Source organism: Marinicrinis lubricantis (assembly GCF_042658665.1).
GTDB lineage: Bacteria > Bacillota > Bacilli > Paenibacillales > KCTC-33676 > Marinicrinis > Marinicrinis lubricantis.
This window is the reverse complement of the sequence record NZ_JBHSQV010000187.1, coordinates 72,566-85,529: the sequence shown is the minus strand read 5'-3', so window position 1 is coordinate 85,529 and position 12,964 is coordinate 72,566. Positions and strand designations below refer to the sequence as shown.

The following is a 12,964-nucleotide window of genomic DNA, read 5'->3' as shown; positions in this document are numbered from 1 at the left end:
GGGATTTTTTATGAAAGGGGATTCATTAATCATTACATTTGCGCTACAGTTATAGTAAATAAGACATAGGCAATATAACTTGCATTCGGATGGGAACATGAGAAATAGGTCTGAAAATCGTTGAGGGAGATAAGTGCTATGTCTCTGAAAAAGAAGATGTACGATCACCAGTTTTTCGCTGAACAACAAGATGGATCAATAAAATCAGCACAACAAATCGTTCCGCATGTGTTAGATCTGCTTGATGTGAAAAGCGTCGTAGATATTGGCTGTGGAACGGGAGGATGGCTCTCTGTTTTTAAAGGGTATGGCATCGCGGACATCTTTGGCGTTGACGGGGATTACGTCGATGAAGAGCTGCTCAAAATTCCTGTGGAGCAATACAGAGGAATGGATCTGACTAAGACTTTCGAATTGGACCGAAGATTTGATCTTGTCGTTTCATTGGAGGTGGCAGAGCATTTGCCCGAAACCTCTGCGGATATGTTCATCGAATCATTAACGAAGCTGGGTTCAGTCATACTATTCTCCGCCGCAGTTCCATACCAAGGGGGAAAGCATCACATCAACGAGCAGTGGCAGGGCTACTGGTTGGATAAATTCAATCAGTGCGGTTTTGCGGCTGTAGATTGTATTCGGAGCAAAATATGGGAGAATGAGGACGTGCAGTGGTGGTATGCCCAAAACATCATGATCTATGTGAAGTTGGAAGATTTGCATACATATCCGAGATTAGAAGCGGAATACATGAAAAATAAGGGAAATATCGTGTCCATGATTCATCCAAGGTTATATATGCTGCTGGCGAAAGATTATTTCGGAAATGACGGATATAAGGATGGGATGATCATCGGAAGACATTTCACTTCAAGATTATAGGATAAGAAATAGGTGCTGGGGTTGGTCCGGCACTTTTTTTTGTACGAGGAAGGAGTTTTTTATTCAAAATGAGTGATTACTCACTTGACCGTTCGGTCAACGAGGCATACAATGAACTTAAAAAAAGTGAGTGATTACTCACATCCAAATGTACGGAGAGGTGAAGCAGTTGAACCATTCACAGGAAGTCTGTATTCAGACGGAAAAGGTTGTCCGCAAGTTCGGTGACAGAGAGGTGCTGCATGGCATCAGCCTGCAAGTTCAGAGGAGTGAAATATTCGGATTGCTCGGCCCTTCCGGATCAGGCAAAACGACACTAGTTAAAATGATCGCCGGCATTGATGAGGCGACAAGCGGCACCATTGAAGTGTTGGGCACGTCTATGCCTAAGCTGGAGATGATGAACCGAATCGGCTATATGGCTCAGTCCGATGCTTTATATACGGAACTGACAGCGAAAGAAAATATGGAGTTTTTCGGCTCATTGTTCGGTTTACGGGCAAAAAAGCTGAATCAGCGTATGCTGGAGGTCATGGAGCTTGTAGGTTTGACTGAGCATCTGAAACGTCAGGTCGGTTCTTACTCGGGCGGCATGAAGAGGAGGCTGTCTCTCGCGATCGCGCTGCTGCATGAACCGGAGGTGCTTATTCTTGATGAGCCAACGGTCGGCATCGATCCGGTACTTCGCAAATCGATATGGGATGAACTCGAGAAACAAAGCAGGCAAGGGACGACGATACTGGTCACAACTCATGTGATGGATGAGGCGGACAAATGCCACCGACTCGGCATGGTTCGCGATGGAAGCTTGATCGCTGTTGGTACATTGGAGCATCTGAAAGAGGAAAGCGGCAGCGCGAGTATTGAGGAAGCATTCCTGTATTATGGAGGAGTCCGTTCATGAGAATCTCGGCGTTAATCAGGCGCATTATTCGTCAGTTTATTCACGATAAGCGCAGTATGGCTTTGCTCATCGCGGCACCGCTGCTTGTTCTGTCGTTGATGTACCTTGTGTTTAACGGGGATACGGTAAAGCCCAGCATCGGTACGGTTCAAGTTCCCGAGGCGATGAAAGAACATCTGATGGAGAATGAAGCGGACGTGACCGCAGTAGGTACGATGGAAGAGGCGGAGGAGAAGCTGGCTCAGGGGCAGCTGGATGCGATGATATGGCAGGAAGAAGGATTACTGCACATCAAGCTGGAGGGCAGTGATCCGAACCGGAACCGCGCCGTACTGGGGGTCTTTCAAGCCATGCGGCAGGAGCAACTTGCCGCACAGCTTCAAAATACATCGACGAGCCCTGTGATTGAATATCTTCATGGTTCAGCAGCAATGTCTACATTCGATCATTTCAGTCCGGTCTTAATCGGCTTATTCGCCTTCTTCTTTGTATTTCTTATTGCAGGTGTTTCGTTCTTAAAGGAACGCACGAGCGGCACATTGGAACGTCTTCTTGCCACACCGCTTCGCAGATGGGAGATCGTTGTCGGCTACATGGCAGGCTTTGGGATCTTCACGGGACTGCAGGCAGTTCTCATTGCCGGATACACGGTTGGTGTGCTGGGAAGCTTGATAGAGGGCTCATTCTGGCTTGTACTTCTCATTATGCTTCTGCTTTCATTTACAGCGCTCAGCTTTGGTACTTTTTTATCGGCATTTGCCAATACGGAATTTCAGATGATTCAGTTTATTCCGATCGTGATCGTACCGCAGGTGTTCTTCTCCGGCATTTTCGATCTCGAGAGCATTTCTCCATGGCTTCGCTGGTTAACCCATATTACACCGCTTAAATATGGCGCAGATGCCCTGCGAGGTGTTATGATTCGCGGCGAAGGCTTGAGCTCTATTGCATTGGAATTGTCCGTCCTTCTTCTGCTCACTTTGTTCTTCATGACGGCGAACGTTTTCGCATTGCGTAAGCATCGAAAAATATAGTATTCTGTGGTTATCTGTGAACGTGTTCGGATAGGAGAGGTTGCTTCATGTCGGAAAAAAGGGAAGAGTGGTTGAAGGATCTGCTCCGTTTGGTAGATGAGGGGGATCAGAAGAAAACGGAGAAGCAGGCGAAGATTTTGGAAGCGGCAGTAGAGATTTTTTCGGAGAAAGGTTATTCCGCGACATCGACGAGCGAAATTGCACAGAAGGCCGGCGTAGCGGAAGGGACGATCTTTCGCCATTATAAGACGAAAAAGGATTTGCTGCTTGCGATTGCAGGGCCGATTGCGGTAAAGCTGGTGGCCCCCTTTCTGCTGAACGATTTTGTAAAGGTGATTGATTCTCCTTATGATCGGCCAAAAGATTTTTTTCGAGCGATTGCCAAGGATCGAATTGCATTTGCTCGCAGCAACATCAAACTGATCAAAATTTTGTTCAATGAAGTACCTTTTCAACCGGAGCTGCTGGAACAGGTGAAGAACTTGATGACCAATATTGTGGTGAAGCGTATTGAAAACGCACTGCAGCATTTTCAGCAGCAGGGGTTTATCGTAGAGGCTCCGCCATGGCGTATTATGCGATCCGCATCCAGTATGCTCATTGGGATGATCGTGTTTCATGTTTTTCTTCGCCCGGACTTTCCGTTTGATGAGGATGAAGAAATTGAACGTACGCTGGATCTGCTTTTTTATGGCATTGCAGGCAGGTCGGAAGAGAATGCGGAAGAATAACGGCTGGATCGCAGGACAAAAAAAGGATATGCACATCGTCATAACTGACTTGTGCATATCCTTTTCTCATGTTACTAGCTATTCTGCGGCTTGAAGCCCGTGTAGATATGGATGGCATCTCGTAAAAACTCCGCCGTCCCTGGCTGCCTCTCATCGTAGTAAGCTTTGAACCGCTCGTCATCCACATACATTTGTGCGAGTCCCGCATGTGCTTCCTTGCTGTACTCACTCCAATAAAACATCAGCCACTTCTTATGCAGCGCTGCAGCTTTTTGAGCGATGTCGCTGGCAGGATCACCTGTTTCGAAAGCTTCGGCCAATGTGTCTTTGACTTCATTAGATAGTCGGGTGACTTCTTCGTATTGTTCAGGTGTCATATTTTGCAGCTTCTCATTGGACTGGTTCACCGTCTCATCTCCATATTTTTCCCGAATTTCTTTTCCGTATTTTTGTTCATTCTCATCGATCATTTGCTGTTTAAAGCCTTCGAATTTTTGTTTATCGTTCATCGTTATTCTCCCTTCCGTACTTGCCATCGTTCGTTCCACATTGGCAATTAACAGCTCCAATTGCTTTCTTTTGTCAAGGAGCTTGCGATGATGCTCTTCCAGCGCTTTGGCACGGTCGAAGTCAGGGTCGTTCATGATTTCTCTAATCTCATCGAGACTTACCCCCAGCTCGCGGTAAAATAAAATTTGCTGCAGCTTGTCAACTTCGTTTTGCCCGTAAATGCGGTAACCGGATGAATTGGTTCTGGCCGGCTTCAGAATGCCAATTTCATCATAATACCGCAGCGTGCGAGAGCTGACACCTGCCAGATGACCTAGCTTTTGCACCGTGTATTCCATAAGCTCACCTCCTGACACCTCTAATCTACACCTTTACGCAGCGTAAAGGTCAACAGCTTTTTTTGAATACATTTTGTGCCGATTGCAGCATTTTTGCAATGCATAAAGTCTGTCTGATTGGAATAGTAACCACATATGGATCGAATAGCAAAGATATTTTGCGATATTGATAAATTTGGAGCTTTTACCGATAATGGGATTGGAAACAACAGGTGAAATCACTATCATAAGCTCCCGAATCTGATGAAAAGGAGTGATGAGGTTTCTCCTCGTGCATATCGCATTATATCCATGGCTTAAGAAAAGATCTAAATAAGCAGTTGATTGGAGGCCGGGTGCTTTTTTGCACTCGGTTTATTTTTATCGCTATGCCACTTACTTCTGGACGGAAGCTCTTCGGTGCTCCGTTATGATGAATGCATTCTGGAAACGATTCTGTTATTCTTAAACATAATTGGATCTATAAAGTGAAAAGAAAAGAGAGGGATAAGGATGGTCCGTTTTGGATTGATTGGGACGAACTGGATTACAGATCGATTGGTGGCTGCTGGACGTGAAGCGGATGGATTTGAACTGGCGGCGGTTTATTCCAGAACGAAAGAAAAGGCAGAGGAATTCGCGGCAAAATACGAGATTCCTCATACGTTCACGGATTTGGAGGAGATGGCTTCATCAGAACTTATAGATGCCGTATATATCGCAAGTCCAAACTCGATGCATGCTAATCAAGCGATGCTGTTCATGAATCACGGAAAGCATGTATTGTGTGAAAAGCCATTTGCATCGAATGTGCGGGAAACGAAAGCGATGATCGAAGCGGCTGAGGCTAACGGTGTGGTACTGATGGAAGCGATGAAAACGACGCTGCTGCCTTCATTTCAGGCCATTAAGGAGGGGTTGCAGAAAATCGGTCCCGTAAGACGTTATGCTGCGAGCTATTGCCAATATTCATCGCGGTATGGAGCATACCTTGAAGGAAATGTGATGAACGCCTTCAAGCCGGAATTTTCGAATGGATCGCTTATGGATCTGGGCGTATACGGCATATACCCGATGGTGGCGTTGTTCGGCAAACCGTCCGATGTAAAGGCAAATGGCTATATGCTGGGATCGGGAGTCGATGGAGAAGGCTCGGTGATCGCATCTTACCGTGATATGGAAGCCGTCGTCACACACTCCAAAATTACCGATTCTACCCTTCCGTCTGAGATTCAGGGGGAACAAGGCTGCATTGTCATTGACAAGTTAAGTGAGCCGACGGAGCTGACGATTCATTATCGGGACGGGCGGAAAGAGCAGCTTTCTTTCGTGCAGGACAAGCCTCCAATGACGTACGAAGTGATTGAATTCATCGAGCTGATACGGCAAGGAAAGAAGCAGTCCGAAACCAACTCACATGCCTGCTCATTAGCTGTTGCTGAAATCATGGAGGAGTCCCGAAAGCAAATGGGGCTTGTTTACCCCGCTGATCTGGAATAAGGGATCTTTCATTGAAAAGCTAGTATACAAAGATATGAACCGGTCATCTTGTGACCGGTTTTTTTCATATGGATGCGTTTTTATCCGCCATAAGTCATCAGCTCCGCTGTCGTGGCTAATGACGGCCGTTCACTGTATGTGTCAACGAGATAATACGCAAAGGCCATGTTCCCGATCACGGTTCCCAGCTGCGATGTAAATGCCGCCAAAAACTGCTTGCAGAACGTTGGATTGCGAAAAAGACCCGTCATTGCAGCTCCTCCTCAGGAACTGCCTTTTTAACGAGAACGGGTTGCAGCAGGCTTTTCAAATATTCGATCAGCGCTTGAAACGGCATCTTGGTGTTTGGCTTCTCGAGACCGACGCTGATGGAATGAGTCATGATGCCTTCTTGAAAGGAAGCGGCAAGCTTAGAGATGTCTTCTATGTCCATCATAGGTGAGAATTCACCGCGCTCGACACCGATTTGAAGCAGCTCTGTAAACCTTGCTATACCTTGTTCGTAGCGCTTCAGCAGCAGTTTATGGCGAGCATTGTCCCGACTCCGTGTCATTTTAATCATAATGACCTAAGGTTCATTTTGTAATGACAAAATCCTACGAAAACAGTACAATGGAAATTTTTTGCTGTTCGTTCCTTGAATTCCTCAAAATGGGTATTTTGACGGATATGAAGAAAAATAACGAAAGTTTAACATATATCTAAAAGATATATATGGAGTTGATGCATGTGTCTAGGAAAAACAATACGTTCTTTGCAGTTCTGGGTATTTTGGCCAAAGGGCCGCAGTCTGGATACGATATCCGCAAGCATTTTAACGGATCGATTCGGTATTTTTGGAGCGAGAGTTATGGTCAAATTTATCCGACATTGCGGGAAATAGTTAAACTGGAATACGCAGTCGTCCAGCAAGACGTGAAGGATCCAAGAAAAAAGAAAATATATAAGATTACCGACGCGGGGACAGAAGCATTTCGCAGCTGGATTGCGGAGCCCGTGAATCCAATCACCTACCGGGATGAGTTGATGCTGAAATTGTTTTTTGCAAAGCCGGAGGATCGTTTCAATCTGCTCGGACTATTCGAAAATGAGAAGGAAGAGCTGCAGCAGATGAGGGATTCTATTACTGCACAGGCCGCTGGGCTAAAGCAATTCAAGGATCATGAGAGCTACCCTTTCTGGACTCTGACCATTCAGTACGGGTTGCTGTCAACAGAAGCTCGATTAAGATGGTGCAGTGAAGTGATCGATAGTTTGTCTGCACTCGGAAAAAAGGAGAGGGAATGATGAGTTCTATTCAGATTATTAAAGATAATGATACGTCTATCAAGGTGTTTTCATGTGGGAAGGGCCAAGCAGTTCTTTTTCTGCATGGAGGCTATTCTGGCAGTGAGATATGGGAAGAAGCGCTTGATCGGATTTCTGAACAGTACATGACACTGAGGTACGATCAAAGAGGGTACGGTCAAAGCGAGCCTGCTGTAAAACCTTTTTCACATGCTGAAACGCTTAAAGCGGTACTGGATGGACTTGAATTAAAGCGTGTGCATCTCATTGGATCATCCTTCGGCGGTGCGGTGGCAATTGATTTTTCGCTGCAGTATCCCGAATATGTGGATAGGCTTGTCCTGGTCGGGCCATCTGTAAATGGAATGAACATTCCTTTTCGGATGAAGCTGGAGGGAATTTTGGATTATATGCGCGTGCGGAGAAGCGGGATGGATAAAGCTGTAGAGAAGCTCTTACGTAAAAAATTTTGGCGGTATCTGATTCCGCAAACTGAAACCCGGAGACAGCGATTTAGGGAACTGTATTTGGGCAATGAGTCTTTCTACACGGGGAATCCTTCGCTGCAGAAGCCATTAGAACCTAACGCCGTCATGCGTCTGAAGGAAATCGATAACAAAACGCTCGTCATTGAACCGGAAAGGGACCATGTCTTTAATAGAAAAGCGTGCAGGGTGGTGCATGAGAACATTCCGAACGCGAAGAAAATCGTAATGAGCGGCTGCGGACATTATCCCCATTTGGAGCAGCCCGAAGTGTTCAGCAAGATCGTTTTGGAGTTTTTAAACCAAAGCTAACATATCCTATGGGTTTTGAAACGAGGCCCTCTTTTATTCATATGGCGACTGTGATAATATTTAGGAACAAACGTTCGTATATATGGAGGGTTGGGCACATGGCGAAAACGTATGAATCGATTACGACGAAACAGACCATGACCAGGGTAAAAGAGGAGCGGATGCCGTTCGATTGGTCCATTAATCCGTACCGGGGCTGCGCGCACGGCTGCAGCTTCTGCTACGCTCGTGGTTTTCAAGCCTTCATTCAGCACGGTGCAGACGATGAATTCCAAAACCACATCATGATGAAAATGAATGCGGCAGAGGCACTCGAAGCTCAGCTTGCCAAGCTTGCAGCAAGATTTAAATATGATATTGACGCCGTTGGTCGTTATGTGGGCGCAGTGGCGATCGGTACGGCAACCGATCCTTACCAGCCCGTTGAAGGCAAGTCGAAACTGACGAGGGAATGCCTAAAGGTGCTTGCGAAGTATAGGATACGGACATCGATTACGACACGCTCACCATTGATTTTAAGAGATTTGGATCTGATTACGGTCATGCCGCCGCATATCTCGGTGAATATCAGTATGAACACACTGGATGCGAAGCTGACAAGAACGTTGGAGCCGGGTTCGCCTCTGCCTGCCAAAAGACTGGAGACGATCGAGCAATTAGTGCAGCATGGAGTGGATACGACGTTGTTCTTGGCTCCAATCCTTCCTTTCCTGACAGATTCAGAGGAACAATTGGAGGCCGTCTTCGAGGCAGCCCGAAAGAGCGGGGCATCTTCTGTGATGACTTCGGTGCTAAGGCTTTCTCCAGATGTGAAGAAAGGATATTACAATATGCTCAAGCAGCATTTCCCGGATAAACTGCCAGGCTACTACCGGCTGTACAGCGGAGCTTATTCGACGAAAGCATATCAGGAAAGCATTCACCGATTGACCGATGAACTGCGCCGAAAGTATGCTTTCGGTGTTGAGTCTCTGAAGGAAGAAGAGATCAAGAAAATAAACCCTTGTGACGATGAAAATACCGTAAGCCTTGAACAGCTTGCTGGAGGGCTGCCATTGGAGCAGCTGTCGTTTTCTTTTTGAAACGAATGACATGAACTGAAAAAACTATACTGGACCGATCATTCCGGAAATGGTATACTCCTCTAACATAAGGGAGGGAATACCAATGGGACGCTCAAAAGAGTTTGACAAGGAGCGGGTACTTCATCAGGCGATGCTCGTTTTTTGGGAAAAAGGATATGACGCGGCAAGCATACCGGATTTATTAAAAGCAATGGGATTAAGCAGATCAAGCTTGTACGAAACTTTCGTGGATAAAGAGACGCTGTACATGGAAGCCATCCTTCATTACAAAAAAATACGGCAATATAAGAGAAACCTCCTCCTAGGTGCATCGTCCGCAAAAGAAGGAATTAGGCAGTATTTCGAGCAGCATATAGCTTCCGCATTGGACGAGGATCTGCCCAAAGGATGCATGATCACGAATGCAACGATGGGTTTCGATTCACCGGATGAAAGGCTGCGGCAATTCATCAGGGACAGTTTCGAGGAATTAGAGCAGTCCTTCTACGAACTGTTAAGTAAAGGTCAGCAGACAGGAGAAATCGATTCCCGAAAAGACATCAAAGTACTGGCGCACCTGCTGCTTAACCTGAATTACAGCATTAACGTCGTATCCAAGGTGAAAGCCGACAAGAAATTGATGGAAGATATGGTGGGTACGCTGATCGAGATGCTATAGAAAATTTTTTTAATATTATCGGAACAATCGTTCCAGAAATAGGTTTCTTATTTGACTTTCGAAGGGGCGCTTATGATGAGTTCAATTGAAACTGAAAAAATGGAGAGAACTTATTCGTCATGGACCATACTTATTCTTGCGGTTGCTTGCGGCGTTATTGCCGCCAATCTATATTATGCTCAGCCTTTAGTGGGCCTCATTAGTTCAGATCTTGAATTATCCTCCAGGGCGGCAGGATTAATCGTCACACTGACTCAAATCGGTTACGGCATCGGATTATTCTTTATTGTTCCTTTGGGAGATATCCTTGAGAATCGAAAGCTGGTTGTCGTGAGTTTGTTTCTTACTGCCGTGGTTTTGGCGATGGCAGCCGCAGTCAAAAGCACAGGTCTTTTTCTGACAGCGTCGTTATGTATTGGGCTGGGGTCCGTTGCAGCGCAGGTGCTCGTTCCTTACGCAGCTCATCTTTCGCCAGATGCTGTGCGAGGCCGTAGCGTAGGAAATGTCATGAGCGGATTGTTGCTCGGAATTATGCTCGCTCGTCCCCTCTCAAGTATGGTAACGGAGTTCATGGGATGGAGGGCTGTATATTATTTATCGTCCGCCGCTATTTTTATATTGGCTCTTGTACTCGCGGTGGCACTTCCTTCCAGGAAGCCGCTCTATTCGCTCCGATACCCTGCACTTCTGGGATCGATGCTTCATTTGCTTAAAACGACACCTATCCTGCAGCGCAGAGCGATTTATCATGCTTGCGTATTCGGTACATTCAGTTTATTCTGGACGACGGTTCCTATGTTCTTATCGGGTCCGGTGTTTCATTTTTCGCAAAAAGAAGTTGCGCTGTTCGCATTGGTTGGTGTATCTGGGGCGGCGGCTGCACCTGTGGCAGGCCGTCTAGCGGATCGAGGATGGATTCGTCCTGCCACGGGATTGGCTTTGATCTTCGTATTTATTTCCGTCACTTTACCTTTTGTCATCCAGAACGGTTCAACTTTCGCAATCTTCATCCTGCTCATTTCAGCCATCTTATTAGACATGGGAGTTTCAGCAAATCTCGTACTCGGGCAGCGCGCGATATTCTCGTTAGGAGCACAGTTTCGTAGCAGGTTGAATGGCTTATATATGGCCATCTTTTTTGCCGGCGGTGCGGTAGGATCGGCTGCAGGAGGATGGGCATACGCACTGGGCGGCTGGAAAGCTGCATTGCTCATCGGTATGGCTTTTCCGACCGCTGCGCTGATTTATTATATGACGGAGAAGAAGGAACGGAAGGAACAGTGAATATCCTATAGAAATAAAGGTAATAGACAAATATAAATCGTTGGAGGGAATCATCGTGGCAACAATAGAGGATTTTATGAAATTAGATATCCGTATTGGTACAGTGGTAAAGGCGGAGGCCTTCCCGGAAGCACGCAAACCTGCTATTAAATTGCAAATTGATTTTGGCGAAATCGGCATGAAACGTTCGTCTGCACAAATTACGAAAAGGTATGATCCGGAAAAACTCGTAGGTACTCAAGTGGCCGCCATCGTCAATTTACCGGAACGGCGAATCGCGGGTTTCGCATCTGAAGTGTTGGTCATTGGAGGCGTCCCGGAGGAAGGCGATGTGGTCCTTCTAAAACCCGATGTACCCGTTAAAAACGGGACACCGATAGCTTAATCATGCACGTTATATGCCGTCGGTTGAGTTTTTAGCTGCCTGAATCTTCAGTTCGCTGAACCACGTGGTGGAAATAAAGATATAATAGTTCAAACGAAAATGAAGAGGATGATTCCATATGATCGATCCGAAGCAAATTTTAAGAAGTTTAGAAACATTGTCCGGTCCTTTTCCTCCATTTGATATAAACCTTTTGCCAGCAGCACCTGGCGAGTTATTTATGGAATGGCTGAACCTAGCCATTGAGCACGAAGTGAAGGAACCACATGCAATGACGCTTTCTACAATGGATGCTGACGGCTATCCGGATGCTCGCGTATTGATATTGAAGAATGTGGTGGACGACACATTTTATTTCGCTTCTAGTGCTGAGAGCCGTAAGGGGCAGCAATTGAAGCGGAATCCGAAAGCGGCGCTGACATTTTATTGGCCGACTTTAGGCAGGCAAATTCGCTTGCGAGGTACCGTTGAAGATATGGGAGATGCGGCCAGTGCTGCCGATTTCCAAGAACGATCGGCGGAAGCCCGTGCCATTGCGCTAGCGGGCAATCAGAGTCGGGAGCTTGCAAGTGAGGAAGAGCTGAAGTATTCACTTGCTGCGCAGGAGCAGAGAATCCGCCGCAAACCGGATATCACCACCCCTAATTGGAGGCTGTATGCACTGAAAGCAAGGGAGGCCGAATTTTGGCAAGGGGATACGAGACGTAAGCATACCCGGATTCAGTATTATTGGAGTGAGGAGCAATGGAAGCATCGGAGACTCTGGACCTGATACTTCCAAAGTTGTACCGTGTGATATAGTTATATAGATATGATCTATTCCTCTTTAGAAGTCGAATAAAGATATATAGGTTAAAGAGAAACACCCGAATTGAGGTACTTGAGGGGAGAAATGGATGTCAAAGCGCATTCTGCTCATAGAGGATGACAGGGAAATCAGCCAATTGATCGCAAGCCATCTAAAACAGGAGAACTACACCGTTGTGGCCGCATTTGACGGTGAGGAAGCTGCAGAACTATTTCGTAAAGAGAAGTTCGATCTCATATTACTCGATTTAATGCTCCCTAAGGTTAGCGGCATGGATTTATTAAAACAAATCCGGGAAACCAGCGTCGTGCCTGTCTTGATTATATCCGCGAAGGACAGCGACCTCGATAAGGCACTCGGCCTTGGTTTTGGGGCTGATGATTATGTAAGCAAGCCTTTCTCCATAATTGAATTAACGGCCAGAGTGCAGGCGGCTATTCGCAGGGCTACGCAATATATTCAAGCGGAAAGCGAGCCAGCCTCTCATACGATTCAATATAAGGATGTCATACTTGATTTACATACGTTTTCGGCACAAGTCAGGGGGCAGAACGTACAACTCACCTCCAAGGAATTTCATATTTTGAAGCTGTTTTTCACGCATCAGAGCAGGGTGTTCACGAAGGAGCAAATCTACCAGTTGATTTGGGAAGATGATTATTTCGGGAATGAAAACGTCATAAATGTACATATTCGCAGACTTCGGGAAAAAATCGAAGAGGATCCGTCAACCCCTGAGTACATTCGCACCATCTGGGGAATCGGATATAAGCTGGGGGTGTAGG

At 46.3% G+C, this 12,964-nt stretch carries 16 protein-coding genes; 13 read left to right on the top strand and 3 right to left on the bottom strand.

The window, feature by feature from the left end:
- Positions 1 to 138: 138 nt before the first annotated feature.
- The 4 genes from ACFPXP_RS22320 (at position 139) to ACFPXP_RS22305 (ending at position 3,548) form a co-directional block, all read left to right on the top strand.
- Positions 139 to 879 (top strand): class I SAM-dependent methyltransferase, encoded by a 741-nt coding sequence (locus tag ACFPXP_RS22320; RefSeq protein ID WP_379896718.1) that lies wholly within the window; start codon positions 139 to 141, stop codon positions 877 to 879.
- A 169-nt stretch (positions 880 to 1,048) separates the two neighbouring features.
- Positions 1,049 to 1,783 (top strand): ABC transporter ATP-binding protein, encoded by a 735-nt coding sequence (locus ACFPXP_RS22315; RefSeq protein WP_379896716.1) that lies wholly within the window; start codon positions 1,049 to 1,051, stop codon positions 1,781 to 1,783.
- The gene (locus ACFPXP_RS22310; RefSeq protein ID WP_379896715.1) at positions 1,780 to 2,817 is read left to right on the top strand and encodes an ABC transporter permease; all 1,038 of its coding nucleotides are present in this window, start codon (positions 1,780 to 1,782) and stop codon (positions 2,815 to 2,817) included. The genes ACFPXP_RS22315 and ACFPXP_RS22310 overlap by 4 nt, the downstream gene beginning before the upstream one ends.
- 47 nt (positions 2,818 to 2,864) lie before the next feature.
- The gene (locus ACFPXP_RS22305) at positions 2,865 to 3,548 is read left to right on the top strand and encodes a TetR/AcrR family transcriptional regulator (protein WP_379896714.1); all 684 of its coding nucleotides are present in this window, start codon (positions 2,865 to 2,867) and stop codon (positions 3,546 to 3,548) included.
- Between the two features lie 74 nt (positions 3,549 to 3,622).
- Here ACFPXP_RS22305 and ACFPXP_RS22300 read toward each other — a convergent pair whose 3' ends face one another.
- Complete coding sequence (locus ACFPXP_RS22300) at positions 3,623 to 4,396, bottom strand: MerR family transcriptional regulator (RefSeq protein WP_379896712.1); 774 nt, start codon at positions 4,394 to 4,396, stop codon at positions 3,623 to 3,625.
- A 492-nt stretch (positions 4,397 to 4,888) separates the two neighbouring features.
- On the opposite strand from ACFPXP_RS22300, the gene ACFPXP_RS22295 reads away from it, so the two are divergent.
- Entirely contained in the window at positions 4,889 to 5,875 is a 987-nt protein-coding gene (locus tag ACFPXP_RS22295) for a Gfo/Idh/MocA family protein (protein ID WP_379896711.1), read from the top strand.
- 80 nt (positions 5,876 to 5,955) lie between these two features.
- On the opposite strand, the gene ACFPXP_RS22290 is transcribed toward ACFPXP_RS22295, so the two are convergent.
- Both ACFPXP_RS22290 and ACFPXP_RS22285 read right to left on the bottom strand, forming a co-directional pair.
- Positions 5,956 to 6,126, bottom strand: coding sequence for a hypothetical protein (locus tag ACFPXP_RS22290; protein ID WP_379896710.1), 171 nt, complete (start codon positions 6,124 to 6,126; stop codon positions 5,956 to 5,958).
- On the bottom strand, positions 6,123 to 6,437 hold the full coding sequence (locus tag ACFPXP_RS22285) for a hypothetical protein (RefSeq protein ID WP_379896708.1): 315 nt from the start codon (positions 6,435 to 6,437) through the stop codon (positions 6,123 to 6,125). The genes ACFPXP_RS22290 and ACFPXP_RS22285 overlap by 4 nt, the downstream gene beginning before the upstream one ends.
- 167 nt (positions 6,438 to 6,604) lie before the next feature.
- On the opposite strand from ACFPXP_RS22285, the gene ACFPXP_RS22280 reads away from it, so the two are divergent.
- The 8 genes from ACFPXP_RS22280 to ACFPXP_RS22245 all read left to right on the top strand — a co-directional run bounded on the left by ACFPXP_RS22280 (position 6,605) and on the right by ACFPXP_RS22245 (position 12,963).
- On the top strand, positions 6,605 to 7,162 hold the full coding sequence (locus ACFPXP_RS22280) for a PadR family transcriptional regulator (RefSeq protein WP_379896707.1): 558 nt from the start codon (positions 6,605 to 6,607) through the stop codon (positions 7,160 to 7,162).
- Positions 7,159 to 7,959 (top strand): alpha/beta fold hydrolase, encoded by an 801-nt coding sequence (locus ACFPXP_RS22275; protein WP_379896705.1) that lies wholly within the window; start codon positions 7,159 to 7,161, stop codon positions 7,957 to 7,959. The genes ACFPXP_RS22280 and ACFPXP_RS22275 overlap by 4 nt, the downstream gene beginning before the upstream one ends.
- A 98-nt stretch (positions 7,960 to 8,057) precedes the next feature.
- Positions 8,058 to 9,041, top strand: coding sequence for an SPL family radical SAM protein (locus ACFPXP_RS22270; RefSeq protein ID WP_379896704.1), 984 nt, complete (start codon positions 8,058 to 8,060; stop codon positions 9,039 to 9,041).
- Positions 9,042 to 9,126: 85 nt separating this feature from the next.
- A complete protein-coding gene (locus ACFPXP_RS22265; RefSeq protein WP_379896703.1) occupies positions 9,127 to 9,702 on the top strand; it encodes a TetR/AcrR family transcriptional regulator in 576 nt (191 codons plus the stop codon).
- A 75-nt stretch (positions 9,703 to 9,777) separates the two neighbouring features.
- Positions 9,778 to 10,986, top strand: a complete 1,209-nt coding sequence (locus tag ACFPXP_RS22260; protein ID WP_379896816.1) for an MFS transporter — start codon at positions 9,778 to 9,780, stop codon at positions 10,984 to 10,986.
- Between the two features lie 55 nt (positions 10,987 to 11,041).
- Positions 11,042 to 11,371 carry a chaperone CsaA gene (csaA, locus tag ACFPXP_RS22255; protein ID WP_379896702.1) on the top strand — a complete coding sequence of 110 codons (330 nt, stop codon included), beginning with the start codon at positions 11,042 to 11,044 and terminating at the stop codon, positions 11,369 to 11,371.
- 118 nt (positions 11,372 to 11,489) lie between these two features.
- Positions 11,490 to 12,143, top strand: coding sequence for a pyridoxine/pyridoxamine 5'-phosphate oxidase (locus ACFPXP_RS22250; RefSeq protein WP_379896701.1), 654 nt, complete (start codon positions 11,490 to 11,492; stop codon positions 12,141 to 12,143).
- Positions 12,144 to 12,267: 124 nt separating this feature from the next.
- Positions 12,268 to 12,963 (top strand): response regulator transcription factor, encoded by a 696-nt coding sequence (locus ACFPXP_RS22245; RefSeq protein ID WP_379896700.1) that lies wholly within the window; start codon positions 12,268 to 12,270, stop codon positions 12,961 to 12,963.
- The last annotated feature ends 1 nt before the right edge of the window (position 12,964 follow it).

What these genes read in the sequence shown, in the direction of transcription:
- ACFPXP_RS22320 (WP_379896718.1), top strand. Translation starts at nt 139, where the DNA reads ATGTCTCTGAAAAAGAAGATGTACGATCACCAGTTTTTCGCTGAACAA.
- ACFPXP_RS22310 (WP_379896715.1), top strand. Translation starts at nt 1,780, where the DNA reads ATGAGAATCTCGGCGTTAATCAGGCGCATTATTCGTCAGTTTATTCAC.
- ACFPXP_RS22305 (WP_379896714.1), top strand. Translation starts at nt 2,865, where the DNA reads ATGTCGGAAAAAAGGGAAGAGTGGTTGAAGGATCTGCTCCGTTTGGTA.
- ACFPXP_RS22300 (WP_379896712.1), bottom strand. Translation starts at nt 4,396, where the DNA reads ATGGAATACACGGTGCAAAAGCTAGGTCATCTGGCAGGTGTCAGCTCT.
- ACFPXP_RS22295 (WP_379896711.1), top strand. Translation starts at nt 4,889, where the DNA reads ATGGTCCGTTTTGGATTGATTGGGACGAACTGGATTACAGATCGATTG.
- ACFPXP_RS22290 (WP_379896710.1), bottom strand. Translation starts at nt 6,126, where the DNA reads ATGACGGGTCTTTTTCGCAATCCAACGTTCTGCAAGCAGTTTTTGGCG.
- ACFPXP_RS22285 (WP_379896708.1), bottom strand. Translation starts at nt 6,437, where the DNA reads ATGATTAAAATGACACGGAGTCGGGACAATGCTCGCCATAAACTGCTG.
- ACFPXP_RS22275 (WP_379896705.1), top strand. Translation starts at nt 7,159, where the DNA reads ATGATGAGTTCTATTCAGATTATTAAAGATAATGATACGTCTATCAAG.
- ACFPXP_RS22270 (WP_379896704.1), top strand. Translation starts at nt 8,058, where the DNA reads ATGGCGAAAACGTATGAATCGATTACGACGAAACAGACCATGACCAGG.
- ACFPXP_RS22265 (WP_379896703.1), top strand. Translation starts at nt 9,127, where the DNA reads ATGGGACGCTCAAAAGAGTTTGACAAGGAGCGGGTACTTCATCAGGCG.
- ACFPXP_RS22260 (WP_379896816.1), top strand. Translation starts at nt 9,778, where the DNA reads ATGAGTTCAATTGAAACTGAAAAAATGGAGAGAACTTATTCGTCATGG.
- ACFPXP_RS22250 (WP_379896701.1), top strand. Translation starts at nt 11,490, where the DNA reads ATGATCGATCCGAAGCAAATTTTAAGAAGTTTAGAAACATTGTCCGGT.
- ACFPXP_RS22245 (WP_379896700.1), top strand. Translation starts at nt 12,268, where the DNA reads ATGTCAAAGCGCATTCTGCTCATAGAGGATGACAGGGAAATCAGCCAA.